This window comes from Curvibacter sp. GW821-FHT01G03 (assembly GCF_059422285.1).
The window spans coordinates 15,543-38,724 of sequence record NZ_JBWKWP010000003.1 but is presented as its reverse complement, the minus strand read 5'-3'; the positions used below and the strand labels follow the sequence as shown (position 1 = coordinate 38,724).

The following is a 23,182-nucleotide window of genomic DNA, read 5'->3' as shown; positions in this document are numbered from 1 at the left end:
TCATGGCGAAATTCTTCATTGACAGGCCCATCTTTGCCTGGGTGATCGCTCTGTTCATCCTGGTGCTGGGCGGGGTGTCCATCACCCAGCTACCCATTTCTCAATACCCACCGGTGGCACCGCCCTCGGTGGTGATCAGCGCCAGCTACCCAGGGGCCTCGGCCCAGACGCTGGAAGACAGCGTGATCAGTGTGATTGAGCGTGAAATGAACGGCTCTCCGGGGCTGCTCTACATGGAGTCGGTCAGCCAGGCGGACGGCACCGGCACGATCACGCTGAGCTTTGACCCTTCGACCAGCCCCGACCTGGCCCAGGTGGACGTACAGAACCGGCTTTCGCGCGCCACGCCACGCCTGCCGGCAGCAGTGACGCAACAGGGGGTGCGCGTGGACAAGTCACGCAGCAACTTCCTGCTGTTCATCATGCTGTCGTCGGACAACGGCGCACTGGACCCGATCGCGCTGGGCGACTATGCCTCGCGCAACGTGATCCCCGAAATCCAGCGCCTGCCCGGCATCGGCCAGGCCCAGTTGTTCGGCACCGAGCGCGCCATGCGGGTGTGGATCGACCCGGCCAAGCTCACCGGCTATGGCCTGGCGCCCGCCGACGTGAACACCGCGATCACGGCCCAGAACGCCCAGGTGTCTTCTGGCGCCATCGGCGATCTGCCCAACATCACCGGCCAGGGCATTGCCGCCACGGTGGTGGTGAAGGGCCAACTGGCCTCGGTGGAGCAGTTCGGCCGCATCGTGTTGCGCGCCAATGGCGACGGCTCGACCGTGCGCCTCAAGGATGTGGCCCGCATCGAGCTGGGAGCCCAGACCTACGCCACCTCGGCCCGCCTGAACGGCAAGCCGGCCACCGGCATCGGTGTCCAGCTGACCCCCTCGGGCAACGCCCTGGCTTCTGCCAAGGCGGTGAAGGCCAAGATGGAAGACCTGCAGCGCTACTTCCCGGCCGGCGTGTCCTACGCCATTCCGTATGACAGTTCGGGCTTCGTCAAGATCTCGCTGTCTCAGGTGGCCGAGACCCTGGTCGAAGCCGTGGTGCTGGTGTTCCTGGTGATGTTCCTGTTCCTGCAGAACTGGCGCTACACCCTGATCCCGACCATCGTGGTGCCCGTGGCCCTGCTGGGCACCTTTGCCACACTGCTGGCCCTGGGTTTCTCGATCAACGTGCTGACCATGTTCGGGATGGTGCTGGTGATCGGCATCGTGGTGGACGACGCCATCGTGGTGGTGGAGAACGTCGAACGCATCATGAGCGAGGAAGGCCTGCCCCCGCTGCAGGCCACGCGCAAGGCCATGGGCCAGATCTCGGGCGCCATCATCGGCGTGACCGTGGTGCTGATCTCGGTGTTCGTGCCGCTGGCTTTCTTCAGCGGTTCGGTGGGCAACATCTACCGCCAGTTCTCGGCCGTGATGGTGTCGTCGATCGCCTTCTCGGCCTTCCTGGCGCTGTCGCTCACGCCGGCGCTGTGCGCCACGCTGCTCAAGCCGGTCGAGGCCGGGCATCACCACGAGAAGAAGGGCTTCTTCGGCTGGTTCAACCGAGGTTTCAGCCGGGCCGCCAAGGGCTATGAAGGCTGGGTGGCCAAGCTGCTCAAGCGGGCCGGCCGCTTCATGCTGATTTATGTCGCCATCGGTGCGGCTGCCGTGGTGGTTTACATGCGCCTGCCCACCTCGTTCCTGCCCAACGAGGACCAGGGCACGATGCTGGTGAACGTGCAACTGCCCCCGGGCGCCACAGTCGAACGCACCCGCAGCGTGATGGAACAGGTGGAAGGCTTCATCCTGAAGCAGCCTGAGGTGAAGAGCATGGTCGGCGTGCTGGGCTTCAGCTTCTCGGGCCAGGGCCAGAACGCCGCGCTGGCTTTTGTGACCCTGAAGCCCTGGGACGAGCGCCATGGCGAAGAGCACTCGGCCCAGGCTTTGGCCGGCCGTGCCTTCGGCGCGCTGATGGGCATCCGCGATGCCTTCATCTTTCCGCTCAGCCCGCCACCGATCCCTGAGTTGGGCAACGCCAGCGGCTTCACGTTCCGCCTGCAGGACCGCGCCGGCAAGGGCCATAAGGCCCTGATCGATGCGCGCAACCAGTTGCTGGGCATGGCCAGCAAGAGCCCGGTGCTGACCCAGGTGCGCCCCGACGGCCTGGAAGACGCGCCTCAGCTCCAGATCGACATCGACCGCGACAAGGCCCAGGCCCTGGGCGTGCCGTTCAACGCGATCAACTCGGCCCTGTCCACCGCGCTGGGTTCCACCTACGTGAACGACTTCCCGAACCAGGGCCGTCTGCAACGCGTGGTGGTGCAAGCCGATGCGCCAGCGCGCATGCAGCCAGACAACATCCTGCAACTGCGCGTGCTCAACAGTGCCGGTCAATTGGTGCCCTTGTCCACCTTTGCCAGCACCCGCTGGGAGAACGGTGCCATGCAGACCGTGCGCTACAACGGCTACCCGGCCGTGCGCATCAGCGGCGGTGCAGCGCCCGGACGCAGCACCGGCGAGGCCATGGCCGAGATGGAGAAGCTGGCCGCACAACTCCCGGCAGGCTTTGGCTACGAATGGACAGGCCAGTCGCGTGAGGAGAAGCTGGCCGGCTCGCAGGCCGTGATCCTGTACGGCTTTGCCGTGCTGGCCGTGTTCCTGTGCCTGGCCGCCTTGTACGAAAGCTGGTCGATCCCACTGTCGGTGATTCTGGTGGTGCCGCTGGGCGTGCTGGGCGTGCTGCTGGCCACCTGGCTGCGGGCGTACTCGAACGACGTGTACTTCCAGGTGGGTCTGATCACGATCATCGGCCTGTCGGCCAAGAACGCGATTCTGATCATCGAGTTTGCCAAGGACCTGCAAGCGCAGGGCCGCGGTGTGATCGAGTCGGCCCTGGCGGCGGCGCACCTGCGCTTCCGCCCCATCGTGATGACCTCGCTGGCCTTCATGTTGGGCGTGGTGCCGCTGGCCATCGCCACGGGTGCCGGCTCGGCCAGCCAGCGTGCCATTGGCACCGGCGTGGTGGGCGGCATGATCACCGGCACCGCCTTGGCGGTGTTCTTTGTGCCCATCTTCTTTGTGGTGGTGCGCAAGCTGTTCAAGGGCAGCGAGCGCCAGCGCCAGATCTATGCAGAACATGCTCGACAGGCCGGTGTGGCCGAAGCCGCAGGAGGCCAAGACCATGCGTAAAACCCCAAGCTGGCGACTCCGCCTGCCCCTGGCGCCCGTGGCGCTGGCCCTGAGCGCCCTGCTGGGCGGCTGCAGCATGATCCCGGCCTACCAGCGCCCGGCCGCCCCGGTGGCCGAGCAGTTTCCGGCGCTGAAGGCCGATGTGGCCCAGGCCGCCGGCAACAAGGCGGCCGCCGACCTGGCCTGGCAGGATTACTTCAGCGACCCGGCGCTGCGCCGTCTGATCGCCCTGGCGCTGGACAACAACCGCGACCTGCGCGTGTCAGTGCTCAACATCGAACAGGCCCGCGCCGCGCTGCAGATCGCACGGGCCAACCAGTTGCCTGCGGTCAACGGCGTGATCTCGGGCTCGCGCACCCCCAACACCAGCGGCGGTACCACCAGTGTCTACACCGGTGGCCTGCTGGTATCGTCCTGGGAGATCGATTTCTTCGGCCGCCTGCAGGCGCTGAAGGAGCAGGCTCAAGCCCAGTACCTGGCCACGGGCGAGGCCCGCAAGGCAGCCCAGATCAGCCTGGTGGCCACGGTGGCCAACGCCTGGCTGGCCCTGGTGGCCGACGAGGAGTTGCTCGACCTGTCGGGCCGCACCCTGGCCACGCGGGAAGACTCACTCAAGCTGACCCGGCTGCGCTTTGACCAGGGCTCGGCCTCCGAGCTGGACTTGCGTCAGGCCGAATCGCTGGTGGAGAGCGCCCGCGCCACGCTGGCCCAACAAGTGCGCCAGCGCGCCCAGGACGAAAACGCCCTGGTGCTGGTCTTGGGCCAGGGCCTGCCCGACGATGCACGCCAGGCCCTGCGCCAGGCCCACCTGAGTCAGGCAACGCTGCCCGAGGTGCCCGTGGGCCTGCCCTCTGAGTTGCTGATCAAGCGCCCGGACATCCGCCAGGCCGAACAGTCGCTGATCGCGGCCAACGCCAACATCGGTGCGGCACGCGCGGCGTTTTTCCCGACCATCAGCCTGACCACCGGCATCGGCAGCGCCAGCAGCGCCTTGTCGGGCCTGTTCAAGAGCGGCTCCTGGGGCTATACCCTTTCGCCCCAGTTGTCGGTGCCCCTCTTCAATGCCGGCCGCACCCAGGCGGGCGTGGAAACGGCGCAGGCCGCCCGCGACATTGCCGTGGCACAGTATGAGAAAGCCATCCAGACAGCCTTCCGCGAGGTGGCCGACGCCCTCGCCGGGCGTGACACCCTGGGCGACCAACTGCGGGCCCAGCAGGCCTTGGTGAAAGCCACCACGCGGCAGACCGAGTTGTCGGACCTGCGCTACCGCAATGGCGTGGCCAGCTACCTCGATCTGCTGGACGCGCAGCGTTCGCTGTTCACCGCCCAGCAGGCCCTGGTGCAGACACGCCTGAGCCAGTTGCAGACCCAGGTCACCCTGTACAAGGTGCTCGGGGGGGGCTGGACCGATGGGGTGGCCGCGGCCCCCCAACAGCCCACGCATTGAGCCCCCTGCAGCGGCGGTCATCACCGCCCTGCCCCCTGAGAGCGGGCTCAAGGTCTTCCACGGATCGTGCGAGACATTCAACACGCGCTTAAGGCCCCGGCTCGGGGCCTTTCTTTTTGGCGGCCTGGCTTTCGGCAACAAATGCCCACAAAGCCGCAAGCCAGGCTTGCACTTGTTGCATTTACGAGCCCTGACCCCGGCGGATGATGCGGCGAACCCCGTTCGCCCCCCTCGCCCCCGAAGGACAGCCATGCCCGAAACGCCCCCCGCGGCCACCCGACAGCCTGCACGCAGCCGTGCCTTGGTGCAAGCCAGGTGGCCCGCACTCCCGCTGGCCCTGTGCCTGGCCTTGACCACCCTGTTGAGCGCCTGTGAACGCGCCGGCAAATCTCCGCCGCAGGGCGCGATGCCACCGCCCGAGGTGGGTGTGGTGGTGGTTGAGCCAGGGCCGGTCGGCTTGCAGACCGAATTGCCCGGTCGCATCGAGCCGTACCGGGTGGCACAGATCGGGGCACGGGTGGCGGGCATCCTGCAAAAGCGCCTGTTTGAAGAAGGCAGCGAGGTGCAGGCCGGACAAGCGCTTTATCAGATCGACCCCGAGCCCTTTCAACTGGCACACGACAGCGCGCAGGCCAATGTGCTGAAAGCCGAAGCAGCCCTGGCCCAGGCTCAGGATGTGCTGCAACGCTACGGGCCCCTGGCCGAGGACGGCGCCGTGAGCCAGCAGGCCCTGGTCGCTGCGCGGCTGGCGGTACAGCAGGCCACGGCCGATCTGGCCGGCGCACGAAGCGGTGTGCAAACCGCGCGCCTGAACCTGGGCTATGCCCGGGTCAGCAGCCCGATTGCCGGCCGCGTGGGCCAGACCCTGGTGACCGAAGGCGCGCTGGTGGGCCAGGGCCAGGTCACGCCCCTGACCACCGTGCAGCAACTGGATCCGGTGTACGTCAACTTCACTCAGTCGGCCGACGAGGTGCTGCGCCTGCAACGCAGCCTGGCCCAGGGGCAGCTCAAGCGCGCCCAAGGTACCCAGGCCGCCAGCGTGCGCATCGTGCTGCCTGACGGCAGTGAGTATCCACGCCCGGGCAAGCTGTTTTTCTCAGGCGTTACCGTGGACGCCAGCTCGGGCCAGGTGACGCTTCGCGCTGAAGTGCCCAACCCCGATCGCTTGCTGATGCCCGGGCTGTTTGCGCGTGTGAGGCTGGAGCAAGCACGCGCCAGCGATGGCCTGCTGCTGCCCCAACAGGCCGTGACCCGCACCCAGACCGGCAACACGGTCATGGTGGTGGCCCCCGATGGGGCCGTCGGTGTCAGAGCCGTGCAGATCGCCCAGGCCGTGTCGGGCCAATGGGTGGTGCTGAGCGGGCTGAAGGCGGGGGAACAGGTGATGGTGGACGGCTTCCAGAAATTGCGCGGCAACGCCCCAGTGAAGCCCGTGCCCTGGAAAGCGCCCCCGGCAGCCACGCCGCCCGCCCCGGGCGTCAAGCCCTGAGAAAGCTGCGCCATGTCCAATTTCTTCATCAGCCGACCCATCTTCGCTTGGGTGATTGCGCTGTTCGTGGTCGTGCTGGGCTGTGTCTCCCTGACCCAACTGCCGATTGCCCAGTACCCCACGGTGGCGCCCCCCACCATCGTGCTCAACGCCAGCTACCCGGGGGCGTCGGCCGAAACGCTCAAGAACAGCGTGATCAGTGTGATCGAACAGCAAATGAACGGTGCGACCGGCCTCATGTACATGGAGTCGGTGGCCCAAGCCGATGGCACCGGCACCCTCACCCTGAGTTTTGAGCCGGGCACCGACCCGGCACTGGCCCAGGTGGATGTGCAGAACCGCCTGAGCCGGGCCACGCCACGCCTGCCTGCGGCCGTGAATCAGCAAGGCGTGGTGGTGTCCAAGGCGTCGAACAACTTTTTGTTGTTTGCCCTGCTGTCTTCAGACGACCCGGCCTTCGGTCCGATCGAGATCGGCGACTACGTGGCCCGCAACGTGGTGCCCGAGATCCAGCGCCTGGCGGGCGTCGGGCAGGTGCAGCAGTTTGGTGCCGAACACGCCATGCGGATCTGGCTCAACCCGGCCAAGCTGGTCAGCTACAAGCTGTCGCCGGCCGACGTGAACGCCGCCATCGCGGCGCAAAACGCGCAAGTGGCCTCGGGGGCGATCGGTGACCTGCCCCAACTGCCCAGTCAGGAGATCTCGGCCACCGTGGTGGTCAGTGGTCAGCTGGCCTCGGTCGAAGACTTTGGCCGCATCGTGCTGCGTGCCAACCCCGATGGCTCCACCGTGCGCCTGCGCGACGTGGCCAGGGTCGAGCTGGGCGGTTCCAGTTATGCCACTTCGGCCCGGCTCAACGGGGTGCCGGCTTCGGGCCTGGGCGTGCAGTTGTCAAGCACCGGCAACGCCCTGGCCACGGCCACCGCAGTGCGCCAGAAGATGGGCGAGTTGGAGCACTACTTTCCCAAGGGCATGAAGTGGGCGATTCCCTACGACACCTCCAACTTTGTGCGAATCTCCATCAGCCAGGTGACCGAAACGCTGTTCGAAGCCCTGGTGCTGGTATTTGTGGTGATGTTCGTGTTTCTGCAGAACGTGCGCTACACAATCATCCCGGCCATCGTGGTGCCGGTGGCCCTGCTGGGCGGGTTCACCACGATGCTGGTGATGGGCCTGTCGATCAACGTGCTGACCATGTTTGCCATGGTGGTGGTGATCGGCATCGTGGTGGATGACGCCATCGTGGTGGTTGAGGCGGTCGAGCGCATCATGGCCGACGAAGGGCTTGCACCGATGGAAGCCACCCGCAAGGCCATGGGCCAGATCTCCGGTGCCATTGTGGGGATCACCGTGGTGCTGATCTCGGTGTTTGTGCCGCTGGCCTTTTTTGCCGGCGCCGTGGGCAACATCTATCGCCAGTTCTCGGTGGTCATGGTGTCCTCGATCGCCTGCTCGGCCTTTCTGGCGCTGACCTTGACGCCTGCACTGTGTGCTTCGATGCTGAAGCCGATTCCCGCGGGCACCCAGCACGAGCGCAAGGGGTTCTTCGGCTGGTTCAATCGGGGCTTCTCGCGCACCGCCTCGGGCTATGAGAGCACGGTGACGCGCCTGCTCCAACGCAGCGCACGCTATCTGGTGCTGTATGGGGCGCTCATCGGTGCCGCCCTGCTGGTCTTTGAGCGTCTTCCCACGGCCTTTCTGCCCGATGAAGACCAGGGCAGCATCCTGATCAACGCCCAACTGCCGGCCGGGGCCTCGCAAAACCGCACGCTGGAGGTGATGCAGGACGTGGAGCGCTACGTGCTCGCGCAGCCAGAGGTGAAGAGCATGGTGAGCGTGCTGGGGTTCAGCTTTTCAGGCAGCGGACAAAATGCCGGGCTCGCCTTCGTCACGCTCAAGGATTGGTCGGATCGTCAAGGCCCGGAACATTCGGCGCAGGCCGTGGTCGGGCGGGCCTTCGGGGCCCTGATGCAGGTGCGCGACGCCTTCATCCTGCCACTGAACCCAGCCCCGATTCCCGAATTGGGCAACTCCACCGGATTCACCTTCCGGCTGCAGGACCGCGGTGGCAAAGGCCACGAGGCCTTGATGGCCGCACGCGCCCAATTGCAGGCCGCAGCGGCCAAGAGCCCGCTGTTGTCACAGGTGCGGGTGGACGGGTTGGACGATGCCCCGCAACTGCACCTGCAGATCGACCGCGACAAGGCCCAGGCCCAGTGCGTGAGCTTTTCTGCCATCAACGCCGCTTTGTCAGCCCTGCTGGGCAGCAGCTATGTGAACGACTTCCCGAGCAAGGCCCGCATGCAGCGCGTGGTGGTGCAGGCTGATGCGGCGCACCGGATGCAGGGTGAAGACCTGTTGCAGTTCCAGGTGCCCAGCAACACGGGCGCTTTGGTGCCGCTGTCCACCTTCGCCACCACCCACTGGCAAAACGGCCCCATGCAGGCCGTGCGCTACAACGGCTACGACGCCGTGCGCTTCAGCGGCAGTGCAGCCCCGGGCCACAGCAGCGGGGAGGCCATGGCCGAGATGCAACGCCTGGCGGGCGAGTTGCCCGAGGGCTTCGGCTACGAGTGGACCGGACAGTCCTTGCAGGAGAGCCAGGCGGGATCGCAGTCGACGGTGCTGTATGGCTTCGCGCTGCTGTCGGTGTTTCTGTGTCTGGCCGCCTTGTATGAGAGCTGGACGATCCCGCTGTCGGTGATCCTGGTGGTCCCCCTGGGCTTGCTGGGGGTGGTGTTGGCCACCCTGTTGCGCGGTTACTCGAACGACGTGTACTTTCAAGTGGGCCTGATCACCATCATCGGTCTGTCGGCCAAGAACGCGATCATGATCGTGGAGTACGCCAAAGACACCCAGGCCGCCGGCAAGGGCCTGCTGGAGGCCACGCTGGAAGCCGTGCGACTGCGCTTTCGCCCCATCATCATGACCTCGCTGGCCTTTGGGCTGGGAGTGCTGCCACTGGCCATTGCCCATGGCGCCAGCGCTGCCAGCCAGCGCGCGATTGGCACCGGGGTGCTGGGTGGCATTCTGGTCGGTACGACGCTGGCCGTGTTCTTTGTGCCGGTGTTTTTTGTGGTGGTACGCACCTTGTTCAAGCCCAGGCGTGCCCAACCAGCGGCCCATCCTTTGCCTGGAGTCCCGCATGACTGAGCCCTTGCTCCACCCCACCAAACCAGCGTTGCCTGCCGTGCGCCTGCGTCTGCCTCAGCGCCTGCATCTTCTGGCCCTGCCCTGGCTGCTGGCCGCCTGCAGCCAGTTGCCGGACTACCAGCGGCCTGTCGTGTCGCTGCCGGCGCAGTGGCCTGCCTCGGGATCGGCGCAGGACTCGGCAGGGCCTGTCCGCAACGGGGACTGGGCGGACTATTTCAGCGACGCCCGGCTGCAGCCCTTGATCGCCCAGGCCTTGGCCAACAACCGTGACCTGCGGGTGACAGCCCTCAAGGTGGAACAGGCCCGGGCCCAGTTTCAGATCAGCCGCGCCAATCAGTGGCCAACCTTGAATGGATCGGCAGGCGGGTCACGTGCGCCCGTGGCCACGACCATGGGCACGGTGCAAGGCAGCAGCTACTCGGTCGGGTTGACCGTGACGGCCTTCGAACTCGACTTTTTCGGGCGTGTGGCCAGCCTGAAGGAACAGGCCCTGGCCCAATACTTGGGCAGTACCCAGGCCTACGAAAGTGCCCGCCTGAGCCTGATTGCCAGTGTGGCCACGGGTTGGTTGACCTTGCTGGCCGATGAGGCCCAGTTGGCCTTGCTGCGCGAGACGATGCTCAACCTGGAAGCCACCCTGCAACTGACCCAGCGCGCAGCGCAGCACGGCACGTTGGCGCGACAGAATTTGCTGCAGGCCGAAAGCCAGACCCAGGCCGCACGTGCAGCCCTGGCCCAGGGTGAGCTGCAGCGCCAACGCGATGAAAACGCGCTGCAGTTGTTGCTGGGTCTGCCCGACTCGGTTCCCCTGCACGACAGCCTGGACGCCAGCACCCTGGATGTGTCCCCCTGGGCCGACCTGGCGCCAGGCCTGCCCTCCGAACTGCTGCTGCGGCGGCCCGACGTGGCCCAGGCCGAGCAGGCGTTGGTCGCCGCCAATGCCAATGTGGGCGCAGCCCGGGCTGCCCTGTTCCCCCGCATCAGCCTGACCGCCGGCGTCAGCAGTCTGAGCCCCCAACTCTCGGGGCTGTTCAAGAGCGGCTCGCAGGGCTTCACACTGGCACCCCAGGCCAGTCTGCCGCTGTTGGATGCGGGGCAGAACCAAGCCCAGGTGGACGCGTCCAAAGTGGGCCGCGACATCGCCACCGCCCAGTACGAAAAAGCCATCCAATCGGCTTTCCGCGAGGTGGCAGACGCACTGGCCGAACGTCAGGCCGTTGTGCAGCAACTCGATGCGGCCGAGCGTCAGACCACGGCGGCGCAGGCCCAGGCGAACCTGGCCGAACGCAGCCTGGAGATGGGCGTGAGCAGCCGACTCGATTGGCTGGCCAGCCAACGCAATTGGCTGAGCCAGAAACAGCAACGGGTGCAGGCGCAACTCAATCGGCTGCAAAACCAGGTTTCGGTCTATCAGGTGCTCGGCGGCCACTGGCGCGCGGACCGGCGCTCATCGGATCCGACATGAGCAGCCGAAAGACAGGCCCAAAAAAGCGGGACGGCGCCTTCCGGCGCCATCCCGTCGCAATGGAGCACCCCGGCCTGCGCGCAAGCGCAGGTGGCGCCCCCCCTCATTCAACCGCTGGCCCAGCGGCACCTGCACCGAAGTTCAGGTGCGTGCCAAGCCCGACTGGTTCACGGGTTTGAGCGTAAGCGGCAGATGTGACGGACGCATGACCTTCACGCACCCAGCAGCGAATCAGGCCCGACACAAGCGATCAACTTGGCTTGCATGCAACACCCTCGGGGCAAGCCCCTGGTCAGCCAAGGGTGCCCCGTCGTTATAATCAAAAGTTAAGTTTCAAGCCTTACCACAACATTGAGGACGCCATGAGCGACATCCACGAAGACGCACACACCGGCCCGATCAAAAACCCCAAGCAACTGCTGGTGGCGGTTATTTTTTCGTTTGTCATCCCGGTGTTTCTGATCATCGGCTTGGTCGCGTATGTCACCTCGGGCAACAAGCCGGCGGTGGGTTCCGGCAATGAAGAGCGGGCTCTGGCCGAACGCATTCAAAAGGTGGGCGCAGTGGACATTCGCGATGCCAACCGCCCTCTGCGCTCTGGCGAAGAAGTGTTCAAAGCCCAATGCTCAGCCTGCCACGCCACCGGTGCAGCAGGCTCGCCGAAGTTTGGCGACGCAGCGGCCTGGGCTCCGCGCATCAAGACCGGTTTCGAATCGCTGGTGAATTCTGCCCTCAAGGGCAAGGGTGCCATGGGCGCTCAGGGCGGCGGCGATTTCTCTGACGTTGAAGTGGCGCGTGGCGTGGCCTACATGGCCAACAATGGCGGTGCGAACTTCCCCGAACCCAAGGCGCCAGCCGCCGCTGAAGAAGCCAAATAAAGTCATCGCGCTGCGCCCCTTGGGCTGTCAGTGTGAAAAAGCCGGTCTCATAGGCCGGCTTTTTCATTTCTGCATCGACTGCTGACGCTGCCAAGACCGCGGCAATCAAGTAGCGGCAAGGCCCGCAGCGGGGCTCAGCACATAGCCAAAGCGGGCGGGCAAGCTGTCAGAGGCCACCTCCGTTGGCGTCCAAAGGCCCGCCTCCACGGCATTGGCGACATGGCCCACATCGAGGGTGTGCACCAGCCCCAGGCCCAGATCAGTCCCCAGGTAGACCCGGCCCTGTTCATCCAGCAGACAGTGTTGCACCTGAGCCTCGCGGCCCGAGTGGCTGCTGACCTGCAATGCGTCATTGATGCGCCAGATCCATGGCGTGGCTTCCAGCTCAACATAGACGCGCTGAGGCCCGTTCTGAAAATACCAGCAGCCCCGGGCATCGGGCTCGTAATTGCGCTGAATGAAGTCGATCAGTTTGTCGTGCCGCAACACGGAGCCACGGGCACCCGGTTGGCCGCTGGCGAAGCTGCCAAGGGCCTGTGCACGGTCGTCACGCATGTACCACTGGCCACGCGCATCCAGGCCCAGCCAACCATAGCAGTCAGGCACGTTGGGCCACTTGGCCATGGCCTGTCGAACGATGTCATCCATATCGCTTCCTGATTCAAATGTGGTCTGCCAGCCAGCCGCCCACGGCGTCGGGCATGCCGCGTACATGCCCCGGCAGCCGCCCATGCGGAAAGCCCACGTGCCCCCCGTGTGCGGGTTGCCACAAGGTCACGTGCCGGCCAACCTCACCCTGACCGGGCAGGCACCAAGCCGGCACAAAGGGATCATTGCGAGCGTTGACCACCAGGGTGGGCAAACGAATGCTGGCCAAATGCGGTTTGGCAGACGCGCGCGCCCAATAATCTTCGGTGCTGCGAAAGCCGTGCAAAGGGGCGGTGAACACGTTGTCAAACTCGTACAAATCCCGCGCCTCGGCCAGGGCCTGTGGGTCAAACAGGCCTGGAAACTGCGCCAATTTCTGCAAGGCCTTGGGCTTCATGGTCTTGAGGAACATGCGCGTGTACACCAGCCGGTTGAAGCCCCTCCCAATGGCCCACCCACCCGCGGCCAGATCAATCGGCGAGCAGACCGCGGCCACGCCCTTCACGACCTGAGCCGCTGTGCTGCCGGCTTCCTCGGCCCAGCGCAGCAAGGCATTGCCACCCAATGAGACCCCCACGGCGATCACGGGGCCCCTGTGGGCGGCTTTCACGCGAGACAGCACCCAGCCGATCTCTTCATGGTCACCTGAGTGGTAAGCGCGAGGGGCGAGGTTGATTTCACCACTGCAACCTCGAAAGTGCGGCACGGCGTAGGCCCAGCCACGCTCGCGGGCGTAGTCGGCAAAGGCCTCAGCGTAGTGGCTGCCGGAAGACCCCTCCAGCCCATGAAACAGCACCAGCATGGGGGCTGAGGCTGCGGACTCCGGTCCCACGCCGGGCTCCAGGAAGTCGACATCGATGAAGTCGGCATCCGGCGTGCTCCAACGCTCTCGCCGGTACCGAGGCGCATGACCAAAGACGCGGCGGGAAAAGAGCGCCGGCCAGATGGTTTGAAGATTGCCACCTGGCACCCAGGCGGGGGCGACATAATTCATCAACACGGCCAAGTTGCATGGCCCCTCAATGCAGGACGGCAGGGCCATCCGTCAAGGGCAAGGGCTTGTGTGGGGTTCCGGGACTGGCATGGTGAGCCACCATGCGCCATCCCTGAGCTGTCTTGTGGTACACGTTGGTCGCGATCACCCAGGCCTCGTGCCGGCCCGCCGGTGTGTCAATTTCAATGCGTTCGATGACACTGTGCACCGAACTGGCCAACGCCTCCACACATTGCACATGCTCCAGATGAATGGGCACGGCGCCTTGGGCCAACAGGGATTCAAAAGCGGCTCGGATGGCTCCGGCCCCGATCAGGCGGGCCCCCCCAGGATGCACGCAAACAATGTCGTCCTCGTCTGCCCAGCAGGCCATCAACTGGCCGACATCCCCTTTTTGCAAGGCGTCGTAAAACGCCACTTCAACTTCAGCGGCGGAACCGCCTACGGTGATGGCCTGAAGTTTGGCTTTGGGCATGACGATGGGCTCGGGTTCGCTGCGGGCCTTTATTCTGCCGCGCTTTGGGCAAGTGGTGCAGTTTGCCGGTCAATCGCCCCAAAAACAAAACCCCGTGCAGTTGAGGGCACGGGGTTGATGCGAGGCCCGAGCCATGCACCAGGGCATGGCCGAAAGCCGGGGCGCTTCAGCGCTTCTGACGGAACTTGCGCAGTGCCGCAATCTGAGCAGCCATGACGGCCAACTCGGACTGGGCACGGGCCAAGTCGATGTCGCTCTTGGCGTTCTTGATGGCCTCTTCGGCCGCAGCGCGGGCCTGTTTGGCCTTTTCTTCGTCGAGGTCCTTGCCGCGGATCGCGGTGTCAGACAGGACGGTCACGCAGTTCGGTTGCACTTCAAGAATGCCACCGGCCACGAACACGAATTCTTCACCGCCATCGGCCGTCTCGATGCGCACCGAGCCGGGTTTGATACGGGTGATGAGCGGCGTGTGGCCCGGCAGAATACCGAGTTCGCCTGCCTCACCAGGCAAAGCCACAAACTTGGCTTCACCCGAGAAGATCGACTCTTCGGCACTCACAACGTCAACATGAATGGTTGCCATGGCAATCCTTTTCTGGAGGCTTGACTGCACCGGAGAGGGGCTTTTTCAAACCCGACTCTCCGATGACAGAAGGCCTTAGATCTTCTTGGCCTTTTCGAAGGCTTCGTCGATGGTGCCAACCATGTAGAAGGCCTGCTCGGGCAGGTGGTCGCACTCGCCGGCCACAATCATCTTGAAACCACGGATGGTTTCAGACAGGGGCACGTACTTGCCGGGCGAGCCGGTGAACACTTCAGCCACGTGGAAAGGCTGCGACAGGAAACGTTGGATCTTACGAGCACGGGCCACCACCAGCTTGTCTTCTGGTGCCAGTTCGTCCATACCCAGAATCGCGATGATGTCGCGCAGTTCCTTGTAGCGCTGCAGCGTACCCTGCACGGCACGGGCCGTGCTGTAGTGGTCTTCACCCACCACGTTCGGGTCCAGCTGGCGGCTGGTCGAATCGAGCGGATCCACGGCGGGGTAGATACCCAGGGCGGCAATGTCACGGCTCAGCACCACAGTGGAATCCAAGTGGGCAAAGGTGGTGGCAGGCGACGGATCGGTCAAGTCATCGGCAGGCACGTAAACGGCCTGGATGGAGGTGATCGAGCCCACCTTGGTCGAGGTGATCCGCTCTTGCAGACGGCCCATTTCTTCAGCCAGCGTCGGCTGATAGCCCACGGCGGAAGGCATACGACCCAGCAGAGCGGACACTTCGGTACCGGCCAGCGTGTAGCGGTAGATGTTGTCCACGAAGAACAGCACGTCACGACCTTCGTCGCGGAACGATTCAGCAATGGTCAGACCGGTCAGGGCCACGCGCAGACGGTTGCCCGGGGGCTCGTTCATCTGACCGTAAACCATGGCCACCTTGGACTCGCCGAGGTTCTCCAGGTTCACCACGCCGGAATCGGCCATTTCGTGATAGAAGTCGTTCCCTTCGCGGGTACGCTCACCCACACCAGCGAACACCGACAGACCCGAGTGAGCCTTGGCGATATTGTTGATGAGTTCCATCATGTTCACGGTCTTGCCCACGCCGGCACCACCGAACAGACCCACCTTGCCGCCCTTGGCGAACGGGCAGACCAAATCGATCACCTTGATGCCGGTTTCCAGCAATTCTTGCGAAGGCGACAACTCGTCATAAGCGGGTGCCTTGCGGTGGATCGAGGCGGTCAGCTCTTGGCTGACAGGACCACGTTCGTCGATAGGCGCGCCCAGCACGTCCATGATGCGACCCAGAGTGGCCTTGCCCACAGGCACCGTGATGGGTGCATGGGTGTTGGTCACGATCAGGCCACGACGCAGACCGTCGGACGAACCCAGCGCAATGGTACGCACCACGCCGTCGCCCAGCTGCTGCTGAACTTCCAGGGTCAGTGTAGATCCTTCGAGCTTCAGAGCGTCGTAGATCTTGGGCATCTGGTCACGCGGAAACTCCACGTCAACCACAGCGCCAATACACTGAACAATTTTTCCTTGAACTTGAGCCATTTTTTGCTCCAAAAATTTTTAAACCGTGACGACGACGAGGGTCAAACCGCAGCCGCGCCGGAGACGATTTCCGAAAGTTCTTTCGTGATCGCTGCCTGACGGGTCTTGTTGTAGACCAGCTTCAATTCGCCGATGACACTGCCCGCGTTGTCGGTCGCGGCCTTCATGGCCACCATGCGCGCCGACTGTTCGGATGCCATGTTTTCTGCCACGGCCTGGTAGATCAGGGATTCAACGTACCGAACCAGCAGATCGTCGATGACGGCCTGAGCATCGGGCTCGTAGATGTAGTCCCAACCATGTTCGGTCTTTTCAGCCTGCATCTGGTCGGCGGACAGGGGCAGCAGCTGCTCCAGCACCGACTCTTGCTTCATGGTGTTGATGAACTTGGTGTAACCCAGGTAGACCGCATTGATGCGGCCTTCTGCGTAGGCATCCAAGAGCACCTTCACGGGGCCGATCAACTTGTCCAGATGCGGGGTATCACCCAACCCCGTGACGTGCGAAACCACTTTCGCGCCAACACGGTTCAGGAAACCCAGACCCTTGTTACCGATGGCGACAGCCTCCACCGACACGCCTGCACCTTGCAGTTCGCGCAGCTTGGTCGTCACGGCACGCAACACGTTGGTGTTCATGCCACCGCACAAACCCTTGTCGGTCGTGACCACGATCACCCCAGAAGTCTTCGCATCGTTCGTCTTCATGAACGCGTGCGTGTACTCGGGATTGGCCTGACCCAGGTTGGCGGCAACGTTGCGGATCTTTTCGCTGTAAGGACGGGCAGCACGCATCCGGTCCTGCGCCTTGCGCATCTTGGATGCGGCCACCATTTCCATGGCCTTGGTGATCTTCTTGGTGTTTTCCACCGATTTGATCTTGCCGCGTATTTCCTTGCCTGCTGCCATATGTGCTCCTAAAGCGTTTGTTGGGTGCTTGGAGAGCTACTTAAGCAAACGACTTCTTGAACGCACCAATGGCGGCGGTCATTTCAGCTTCGGCGTCCTTGTCCATGGCCTTGTCCTTCTCGAGCTTGGCGAGCAGGGCAGCATGGCTGGTCTTCAGGAACTGGTGCAGGCCGTGTTCGAAGGCCAGAACCTTCTTGACGTCGATGTCGTCCAGGAAACCCTTGTTGACCGCGAACAGCGTAGCGCCCATCAGCGAAATGGGCTGCGGGCTGTACTGAGCCTGCTTGAGCAATTCGGTCACGCGGGCACCGCGGTCGAGCTGCTTGCGGGTGGCTTCGTCCAGGTCAGAAGCGAACTGCGCGAAGGCAGCCAGTTCACGGTACTGGGCCAAGTCGGTACGGATACCACCGGACAGGTTCTTGATCAGCTTGGTCTGGGCAGCACCACCGACGCGCGACACCGAGATACCGGCATTGATGGCGGGGCGGATACCGGCGTTGAACAGGCTGGTTTCCAGGAAGATCTGGCCGTCAGTGATCGAGATCACGTTGGTCGGAACGAAGGCAGACACGTCACCAGCTTGGGTTTCGATCACGGGGAGAGCGGTCAGCGAACCGGTCTTGCCCTTGACTTCGCCCTTGGTGAAGGCTTCCACGTAGTCGGCATTCACGCGAGCGGCGCGTTCGAGCAGACGGCTGTGGAGATAGAACACGTCGCCAGGGAAAGCTTCACGGCCTGGGGGGCGGCGCAGCAGCAGCGACACCTGACGGTAAGCCACAGCTTGCTTGGACAGATCGTCATAAACGATCAGCGCGTCTTCACCACGGTCGCGGAAGTATTCGCCCATCGTGCAGCCCGAGTAGGCCGACACGTACTGCATGGCAGCCGATTCAGAAGCCGAGGCAGCCACCACGATGGTGTAGTCCATGGCGCCAGCCTGCTCCAGAGAGCGCACGACGTTCTTGATGGACGAGGCCTTCTGACCAATCGCGACGTACACGCAGGTGACGCCTTGGCCCTTCTGGTTGATGATGGCGTCGATGGCCACGGCCGTCTTGCCGGTCTGGCGGTCGCCAATGATCAACTCGCGCTGACCACGGCCCACGGGCACCATCGAGTCGATGGACTTCAGACCGGTTTGCAGCGGTTGACCCACGGATTCACGGGCGATCACACCAGGTGCCACCTTTTCGATCACGTCGGTCATCTTGGCGTTGATCGGACCCTTGCCGTCGATAGGCTGGCCCAGGGCGTTCACCACACGGCCAATCAGTTCGGGGCCCACGGGCACTTCCAGAATGCGGCCCGTGCACTTCACGGTGTCGCCTTCGGAGATGTGCTCGTACTCGCCCAGAATCACGGCGCCGACGGAGTCGCGCTCCAGGTTCAGGGCCAGGCCGTACGAAGGCACGCCTTCAGCGTTGGCCGGGAATTCGAGCATTTCGCCCTGCATCACGTCAGACAGGCCATGCACGCGAACGATACCGTCGGTCACGGACACCACGGTGCCCTGGTTGCGGATGTCAGCGCTGCCAGCCAGCCCTTCGATGCGGCTCTTGATCAATTCAGAAATTTCTGCGGGATTGAGTTGCATGACTCTTTCCTTCTTTCTTTGTTTAGCCGAGGCACAAGGCCGCGGTTACGCGGCCAGGGCCGCTTTCATTTGTTCGAGGCGCGCTTTGACCGAGGTGTCGAGCACTTCGTCGCCCACTGCCACACGGACACCACCAATCAAGGTGCTGTCGGTTTCGACGGTCAGGTTGAGCTTGCGGCCAAAACGCTTTTCGAGCGAGGCGGCGAGGTCTGCCAGGGCAGCACCATCGATCGGGAATGCGCTGTACACAACGGCATCCGACGAACCGCTCTGGGCATTGACCAGCTTGCGGAACTGGGCAGCGACTTCGGGCAGTGCCTGCAGACGACCGTTGTCGATCACCGTTCGCAGGAAGTTCTTGCCCTGATCGGGCAGAACGTACTTGGTCAGGCCGGCCACCAGGTCAAAGACCTGCTGGGCACTGACCTTCGGGCTCTCGGCAAACTGCTTGAGCTGGGCGTCGGCTGCAATCGCAGCCAGCTCGTCCAGCCAGCCGGCCGTGGCGTTGAGATCAACGCCTGCGGTCGAAGTGCTGGCCTTGAACAAGGCCTCGGCGTAAGGACGGGCAATGGTGGCGAGTTCAGCCATGGTTGCTCCTTACAGCTCAGTCTTCAGGCGATTCAGCAGATCGGCGTGAACGCCGGCATCGACTTCCTTGCGCAGGATTTGCTCGGCACCCTTGACGGCCAGCACGGCGACCTGCTCACGCAGGGCCTCGCGGGCCTTGACCGATTGCTGCTCAGCCTCAGCCTTGGCAGCGGCAACGATCTTGTTGCCTTCTTCGGTGGCACGGGCCTTGGCCTCGTCGATGATGGCCTGAGCACGACGCTCGGCATCAGCCAGACGCGATGCAGTTTCGGTGCTGGCGGCGGCCAATTCCTTCTTCACGCGCTGATCTGCAGCGGCGAGTTCGGTTTTGGCACGGTCGGCAGCAGCGAGACCATCGGCGATTTTCTGGGCACGTTCATCCAGCGCTTTCGCGATCGGGGGCCACACGAATTTCATCGTGAACCACACCAAGATCAGGAATACGATGGCCTGAATGAACAGGGTCGCATTGATACTCACGGCAACACCTTTCTAGAGTGGCGTTGAACGGGAATTACTTGGGCAGGTTGGCCAAGAAGGTCGAAGCAAACGGGTTGGCGAAGGCGAACAGCAGAGCGATAGCCACGCCGATCAGGAAGGCTGCGTCGATCAGACCGGCCAAGATGAACATCTTGGTTTGCAGTTCGTTGATCAGTTCAGGCTGACGAGCCGACGATTCGAGGAACTTGCCACCCATCAGGGCGATGCCGATAGAAGCGCCGATAGCGCCCAGACCAACGATCAGACCACAAGCCAGAGCGACGAGACCGAGAATGTTTTCCATGATGACTCCTAATTAAGAAACGGATGGTTGAGGAAAGAAGAAACGAAACGAAATCAGAGGGCGCCTGGTGAGCGCTTAGTGGGCGTTGTGCGCCTGACCCAGGTAGATCAGCGCGAGCATCATGAAAATGAAGGCTTGCAACGTGATCACGAGGATGTGGAACAGCGTCCAGATGGTGCCGGCGATGATGTGGCCGACAGGCAGCAGAACACCAGAGAGCGAGAGCGCAGCGGCGCCGCCCATCAAGGCGATCAACATGAACACCAGCTCGCCAGCGTACATGTTGCCGAACAGTCGCATGCCGTGAGACACGGTGTTGGCGACGTATTCGATGATTTGCATCAAAAGGTTGATCACGCCCAGAACCAGGGCAAAGATGGGGTTCTTGCTGGTGCCAAAAGGCGCAGACACCAGTTCGTGAGCCCAGCCGCCGGCGCCCTTGATCTTGATGCTGTACCAGAAGCGCAGCAGCAGGACGGCAAAAGCCAGGCCCAGGGTGGTGGAGAGGTCGGCCGTGGGAACGATGCGCAGGAAAGCATGATGGGCTTCACCGCCATTGGCTTCGTAGACTTTGCCCCAAAGTGCGGGCAGCAAATCGACCGGCAGCATGTCCATGAAGTTCATCAGGAAGATCCAGACAAAAACCGTCAGACCCAGGGGAGCGATGAACTTGCGGCTTTCGGCGCTGTGGATGTTGGCCTTGGCCTGGTTGTCGACCATTTCAACCAAGATTTCGACAGCAGCTTGAAAACGGCCCGGCACGCCCGAGGTGGCCTTGCGCGCAGCAGTCAAGAGCAAGATCAGCGCGACGACGCCCAACAGACCGGCCACGATCAACGAATCAAAGTTGATCACTGAAAAATCAACAATCGCTTTCTGCTGGACGTTCTGCAGATGCTGCAAGTGGTGAACGATGTACTCACTCGCTGTCGGACCGTGTTCTGCTGCGCTCATCTTTCAACTCTTTCTTTTGACTCTTCAAACGAAGAGTCAAGTCGGTTTAACAGACCTGGTCTGCACCCACAGTGCAAGCCAGTACATTTTCAGCGTGACGACCATGCCGGCCAACAACGCCAGCCAGACCACCTCAGGCAACACCCAAGGTGCAGCAGCCAGCAAGGCCACCGTCAGGACGATCTTCACGAGCTCCCACCCAAACAACCCGGTGACCGCAGTACCCGGATTGCCAGACGACATGTGCTTGCGCACCCCTCGGGCAAACAGTGCGGCAGGAATCACCACCGCCATCGCGCCGTAGGCAGCAGTCCAACCGGCTGCTGGCCGTCCAGTCAGGCCCCAGGCAGCCAAGGCCACCAGACACCCAACCAGAGCCTGAACCGCCAGAACACGCCCCAATGAAACGGGCGCAATTCTTGCACGAAGCTGCTGCGCTTCTTCAGCAGTCAGCGGCTTGAAATCAGACTCTTCCGCCTCATCTTCAGGAACTGGCGCGATTGTGTTCATTCTTGGTTACGCCAGGGTTACACGCCTGAATTTCAGCAAAGCCATTGATTATAAGTAAAAACCCGCAACGTCAACGCATGTAAAGCAGTCCACTCGGGAAAGGCCCTAGGTCAAAGGTGTTTTGACTTAGGTCGAGCGAATGGGCAAGCTTGGGTCAGCCACGTCTGCACGGCCTCAGGCCTGCGGGGATAATTTCACCATGCAAGCACTACCCGACACCCTCTGCTACCTCAACGGCGACTATACCGCCCTCCAAGATGCCCGCATCAGCGTGCTTGACCGAGGCTTCATTTTTGGCGACGGCATCTATGAGGTCATTCCGGTCTATCAGGGCCGCCTGTTCCGCTTCGATGAACACCTGGCTCGACTGTTCCGCTCGCTGGCCGAGGTGCAAATTCCCAACCCCCACACGCCTGAACAGTGGCGCCAGATCGCAGATGCGCTGGTCGAACGCAACGCCGCAAGTGCCACAGGCGAAGAGACCGTCTACATCCAGGTCTCCAGAGGTGTGGCTCCGCGCGATCACGCCATGCCCCAAGGCATCACCCCTACGGTGTTCGCCATGATCAACCCGCTGAAAGCTCAATCAGCCGCCGCCCGCGAAAACGGCGTGGCATGCGTGACAGCCGAAGACTTCCGCTGGAAGAAAGGGCACATCAAGAGCACCAGCCTGCTCAGCGCCGTGCTGGCGCGCCAGATCAGCGTCGAAGCCGGCGCCACCGAGACCATCCTGTTACGGGACGGTTACCTCACCGAAGCCTCGTCCAGCAACGTCTGGGTGGTGAAGGATGGCCGCGTGCTGGGCGCGCCCCGCGATGGCCTGGTACTGGAAGGCATCCGCTACGGTCTGATCGAGACCCTGTGCAAAGAAGCCAACATCCCCTTCGAACTGCGTCGCATCAGCGAGGCTGAATTGCGCAACGCCGACGAGGTACTGCTGTCGTCGGCCACCAAGGAGGTGCTGGCGGTGTCACGCCTTGACGACCAACCAGTGGGCAGCGGTCGCCCTGGGCCGGTGTACGCCCAGCTCTATGCCGGCTACCAACGCGCCAAGCAAGGCGCCCCTGCGGCGCCCGCCATCGATGCAGTGCCGGCAGCCCCAACCGCCGTCACGCCTCCTGCACAGGAATCACTGATCGAGTTTCCCAGCCTGTTTCCGATCAAGGTGATGGGGCCGAAAGTGGAAGGCTTTGTCGAGACCATGACCGCGATCGCCACCGAGCACGACCCCAGCTTTGAGATGACGCGCGTGCAACTGCGCGACAGCTCCGGGGGCAAGTACCTCAGCGTGACCCTGACCGTGACGGCCACCAGCCGCGAGCAACTCGACAACCTGTACCGGGCACTGACCGCCCACCCCCTGGCCAAATACGTGCTCTGAGACCCCATGCAGCTGCGCCCCCTGGGTCAGGTACCCTACGAACCGACGCTGGAGGCCATGCGCGCCTTCACGGACGGCCGCATTGAGAGCACGCCCGATGAACTGTGGCTGTGCGAACACCCCCCTGTCTTCACCCAAGGACTGGCAGGGCTGGACAGCCACCTGCTGGCCCCGGGCGACATCCCCGTGGTAGCCACCAACCGCGGGGGGCAGGTCACTTTTCACGGACCGGGCCAGGTGGTGGCCTACCCGCTGATCGACCTCAGGCGGGCGGGCTACTACGTCAAGGAGTATGTGTACCGCATCGAAGAGGCCGTGCTACGCACCTTGATCCACTTCGGTGTAACAGGGCACCGGGTTGCCGGAGCGCCGGGCATCTATGTGCGCCTGGATGACCCCTTCAGCCATGCGGCACTGAACGGCCCGATGCCCGAGCACGACCCTTTCCGGGGCCTGGGCAAGATCGCGGCGCTGGGGATCAAGGTGAGCCGCCACTGCACTTACCATGGCGTGGCACTCAATGTGGCGATGGACCTGTCGCCCTATCAACGCATCAACCCTTGTGGCTACGCGGGTCTGCAAACCGTGGACCTTTCTACAATCGGGGTTCAATCCACTTGGGAAGACGCAGCAGCGGTCCTGGGCCAGAAGCTCCAGACCTTCCTCGCGCCGTAAT

General features: G+C 63.3%; 20 protein-coding genes and 1 pseudogene. 9 read left to right on the top strand and 12 right to left on the bottom strand.

The annotated features are described in order from the left end of the window. Positions 1–2 precede the first annotated feature (2 nt). The 6 genes from AC07VS_RS04475 to AC07VS_RS04450 all read left to right on the top strand — a co-directional run bounded on the left by AC07VS_RS04475 (position 3) and on the right by AC07VS_RS04450 (position 11,608). Positions 3–3,176 (top strand): efflux RND transporter permease subunit, encoded by a 3,174-nt coding sequence (locus AC07VS_RS04475; protein ID WP_492349614.1) that lies wholly within the window; start codon positions 3–5, stop codon positions 3,174–3,176. Further along, complete coding sequence (locus AC07VS_RS04470; protein ID WP_494658003.1) at positions 3,169–4,623, top strand: efflux transporter outer membrane subunit; 1,455 nt, start codon at positions 3,169–3,171, stop codon at positions 4,621–4,623. The genes AC07VS_RS04475 and AC07VS_RS04470 overlap by 8 nt, the downstream gene beginning before the upstream one ends. 250 nt (positions 4,624–4,873) lie before the next feature. Continuing rightward, positions 4,874–6,112, top strand: coding sequence for an efflux RND transporter periplasmic adaptor subunit (locus AC07VS_RS04465; RefSeq protein WP_494750290.1), 1,239 nt, complete (start codon positions 4,874–4,876; stop codon positions 6,110–6,112). A 12-nt stretch (positions 6,113–6,124) separates the two neighbouring features. After that, positions 6,125–9,265, top strand: coding sequence for an efflux RND transporter permease subunit (locus tag AC07VS_RS04460; protein ID WP_494750289.1), 3,141 nt, complete (start codon positions 6,125–6,127; stop codon positions 9,263–9,265). Then, positions 9,258–10,730, top strand: a complete 1,473-nt coding sequence (locus AC07VS_RS04455; protein ID WP_494750288.1) for an efflux transporter outer membrane subunit — start codon at positions 9,258–9,260, stop codon at positions 10,728–10,730. Before AC07VS_RS04460 ends, AC07VS_RS04455 begins: the two co-directional genes overlap by 8 nt. Before the next feature lie 362 nt (positions 10,731–11,092). Continuing rightward, complete coding sequence (locus AC07VS_RS04450; RefSeq protein WP_492349609.1) at positions 11,093–11,608, top strand: c-type cytochrome; 516 nt, start codon at positions 11,093–11,095, stop codon at positions 11,606–11,608. Between the two features lie 105 nt (positions 11,609–11,713). Here AC07VS_RS04450 and AC07VS_RS04445 read toward each other — a convergent pair whose 3' ends face one another. The 12 genes from AC07VS_RS04445 to AC07VS_RS04390 all read right to left on the bottom strand — a co-directional run bounded on the left by AC07VS_RS04445 (position 11,714) and on the right by AC07VS_RS04390 (position 21,125). Then, positions 11,714–12,256, bottom strand: coding sequence for a DUF2946 family protein (locus AC07VS_RS04445; RefSeq protein ID WP_494750287.1), 543 nt, complete (start codon positions 12,254–12,256; stop codon positions 11,714–11,716). A 13-nt stretch (positions 12,257–12,269) separates the two neighbouring features. Further along, positions 12,270–13,250 (bottom strand): YheT family hydrolase, encoded by a 981-nt coding sequence (locus tag AC07VS_RS04440; protein WP_494657999.1) that lies wholly within the window; start codon positions 13,248–13,250, stop codon positions 12,270–12,272. A 25-nt stretch (positions 13,251–13,275) separates the two neighbouring features. Beyond that, complete coding sequence (locus AC07VS_RS04435; RefSeq protein ID WP_492349606.1) at positions 13,276–13,725, bottom strand: YybH family protein; 450 nt, start codon at positions 13,723–13,725, stop codon at positions 13,276–13,278. A 166-nt stretch (positions 13,726–13,891) separates the two neighbouring features. Then, entirely contained in the window at positions 13,892–14,308 is a 417-nt protein-coding gene (locus AC07VS_RS04430) for a F0F1 ATP synthase subunit epsilon (RefSeq protein WP_492349605.1), read from the bottom strand. A gap of 75 nt (positions 14,309–14,383) precedes the next feature. Further along, a complete protein-coding gene (gene atpD / locus AC07VS_RS04425) occupies positions 14,384–15,787 on the bottom strand; it encodes a F0F1 ATP synthase subunit beta (RefSeq protein ID WP_492349604.1) in 1,404 nt (467 codons plus the stop codon). 41 nt (positions 15,788–15,828) lie between these two features. Further along, a complete protein-coding gene (gene atpG, locus AC07VS_RS04420) occupies positions 15,829–16,695 on the bottom strand; it encodes a F0F1 ATP synthase subunit gamma (protein WP_492349603.1) in 867 nt (288 codons plus the stop codon). Between the two features lie 40 nt (positions 16,696–16,735). Beyond that, entirely contained in the window at positions 16,736–18,289 is a 1,554-nt protein-coding gene (atpA, locus tag AC07VS_RS04415; RefSeq protein ID WP_492349602.1) for a F0F1 ATP synthase subunit alpha, read from the bottom strand. Positions 18,290–18,334: 45 nt separating this feature from the next. Then, positions 18,335–18,877: a F0F1 ATP synthase subunit delta gene (locus AC07VS_RS04410; protein WP_019575665.1), complete on the bottom strand. Its 543-nt coding sequence runs from the start codon at positions 18,875–18,877 to the stop codon at positions 18,335–18,337. A 9-nt stretch (positions 18,878–18,886) separates the two neighbouring features. Further along, positions 18,887–19,357, bottom strand: a complete 471-nt coding sequence (locus tag AC07VS_RS04405; RefSeq protein WP_019575664.1) for a F0F1 ATP synthase subunit B — start codon at positions 19,355–19,357, stop codon at positions 18,887–18,889. Between the two features lie 34 nt (positions 19,358–19,391). Beyond that, positions 19,392–19,661, bottom strand: a complete 270-nt coding sequence (gene atpE / locus AC07VS_RS04400; RefSeq protein ID WP_007847749.1) for a F0F1 ATP synthase subunit C — start codon at positions 19,659–19,661, stop codon at positions 19,392–19,394. Between the two features lie 75 nt (positions 19,662–19,736). Beyond that, positions 19,737–20,615, bottom strand: coding sequence for a F0F1 ATP synthase subunit A (atpB, locus tag AC07VS_RS04395; protein WP_492349601.1), 879 nt, complete (start codon positions 20,613–20,615; stop codon positions 19,737–19,739). A 36-nt stretch (positions 20,616–20,651) separates the two neighbouring features. Further along, positions 20,652–21,125 carry an ATP synthase subunit I gene (locus tag AC07VS_RS04390; RefSeq protein ID WP_494750286.1) on the bottom strand — a complete coding sequence of 158 codons (474 nt, stop codon included), beginning with the start codon at positions 21,123–21,125 and terminating at the stop codon, positions 20,652–20,654. A 199-nt stretch (positions 21,126–21,324) separates the two neighbouring features. On the opposite strand from AC07VS_RS04390, the pseudogene AC07VS_RS04385 reads away from it, so the two are divergent. The 3 genes and pseudogenes from AC07VS_RS04385 to lipB form a co-directional block, all read left to right on the top strand. Continuing rightward, a pseudogene (locus tag AC07VS_RS04385) lies at positions 21,325–22,182 on the top strand (D-amino acid aminotransferase); the annotation flags it as partial. Positions 22,183–22,212: 30 nt separating this feature from the next. After that, entirely contained in the window at positions 22,213–22,506 is a 294-nt protein-coding gene (locus AC07VS_RS04380; protein ID WP_492349707.1) for a YbeD family protein, read from the top strand. 6 nt (positions 22,507–22,512) lie between these two features. Continuing rightward, positions 22,513–23,181 carry a lipoyl(octanoyl) transferase LipB gene (lipB, locus tag AC07VS_RS04375; RefSeq protein WP_492349599.1) on the top strand — a complete coding sequence of 223 codons (669 nt, stop codon included), beginning with the start codon at positions 22,513–22,515 and terminating at the stop codon, positions 23,179–23,181. The last annotated feature ends 1 nt before the right edge of the window (position 23,182 follow it).

What these genes read in the sequence shown, in the direction of transcription:
- AC07VS_RS04475 (WP_492349614.1), top strand. Translation starts at nt 3, where the DNA reads ATGGCGAAATTCTTCATTGACAGGCCCATCTTTGCCTGGGTGATCGCT.
- AC07VS_RS04470 (WP_494658003.1), top strand. Translation starts at nt 3,169, where the DNA reads ATGCGTAAAACCCCAAGCTGGCGACTCCGCCTGCCCCTGGCGCCCGTG.
- AC07VS_RS04465 (WP_494750290.1), top strand. Translation starts at nt 4,874, where the DNA reads ATGCCCGAAACGCCCCCCGCGGCCACCCGACAGCCTGCACGCAGCCGT.
- AC07VS_RS04460 (WP_494750289.1), top strand. Translation starts at nt 6,125, where the DNA reads ATGTCCAATTTCTTCATCAGCCGACCCATCTTCGCTTGGGTGATTGCG.
- AC07VS_RS04455 (WP_494750288.1), top strand. Translation starts at nt 9,258, where the DNA reads ATGACTGAGCCCTTGCTCCACCCCACCAAACCAGCGTTGCCTGCCGTG.
- AC07VS_RS04450 (WP_492349609.1), top strand. Translation starts at nt 11,093, where the DNA reads ATGAGCGACATCCACGAAGACGCACACACCGGCCCGATCAAAAACCCC.
- AC07VS_RS04445 (WP_494750287.1), bottom strand. Translation starts at nt 12,256, where the DNA reads ATGGATGACATCGTTCGACAGGCCATGGCCAAGTGGCCCAACGTGCCT.
- AC07VS_RS04440 (WP_494657999.1), bottom strand. Translation starts at nt 13,250, where the DNA reads ATGAATTATGTCGCCCCCGCCTGGGTGCCAGGTGGCAATCTTCAAACC.
- AC07VS_RS04435 (WP_492349606.1), bottom strand. Translation starts at nt 13,725, where the DNA reads ATGCCCAAAGCCAAACTTCAGGCCATCACCGTAGGCGGTTCCGCCGCT.
- AC07VS_RS04430 (WP_492349605.1), bottom strand. Translation starts at nt 14,308, where the DNA reads ATGGCAACCATTCATGTTGACGTTGTGAGTGCCGAAGAGTCGATCTTC.
- atpD (WP_492349604.1), bottom strand. Translation starts at nt 15,787, where the DNA reads ATGGCTCAAGTTCAAGGAAAAATTGTTCAGTGTATTGGCGCTGTGGTT.
- atpG (WP_492349603.1), bottom strand. Translation starts at nt 16,695, where the DNA reads ATGGCAGCAGGCAAGGAAATACGCGGCAAGATCAAATCGGTGGAAAAC.
- atpA (WP_492349602.1), bottom strand. Translation starts at nt 18,289, where the DNA reads ATGCAACTCAATCCCGCAGAAATTTCTGAATTGATCAAGAGCCGCATC.
- AC07VS_RS04410 (WP_019575665.1), bottom strand. Translation starts at nt 18,877, where the DNA reads ATGGCTGAACTCGCCACCATTGCCCGTCCTTACGCCGAGGCCTTGTTC.
- atpE (WP_007847749.1), bottom strand. Translation starts at nt 19,661, where the DNA reads ATGGAAAACATTCTCGGTCTCGTCGCTCTGGCTTGTGGTCTGATCGTT.
- atpB (WP_492349601.1), bottom strand. Translation starts at nt 20,615, where the DNA reads ATGAGCGCAGCAGAACACGGTCCGACAGCGAGTGAGTACATCGTTCAC.
- AC07VS_RS04390 (WP_494750286.1), bottom strand. Translation starts at nt 21,125, where the DNA reads ATGAACACAATCGCGCCAGTTCCTGAAGATGAGGCGGAAGAGTCTGAT.
- lipB (WP_492349599.1), top strand. Translation starts at nt 22,513, where the DNA reads ATGCAGCTGCGCCCCCTGGGTCAGGTACCCTACGAACCGACGCTGGAG.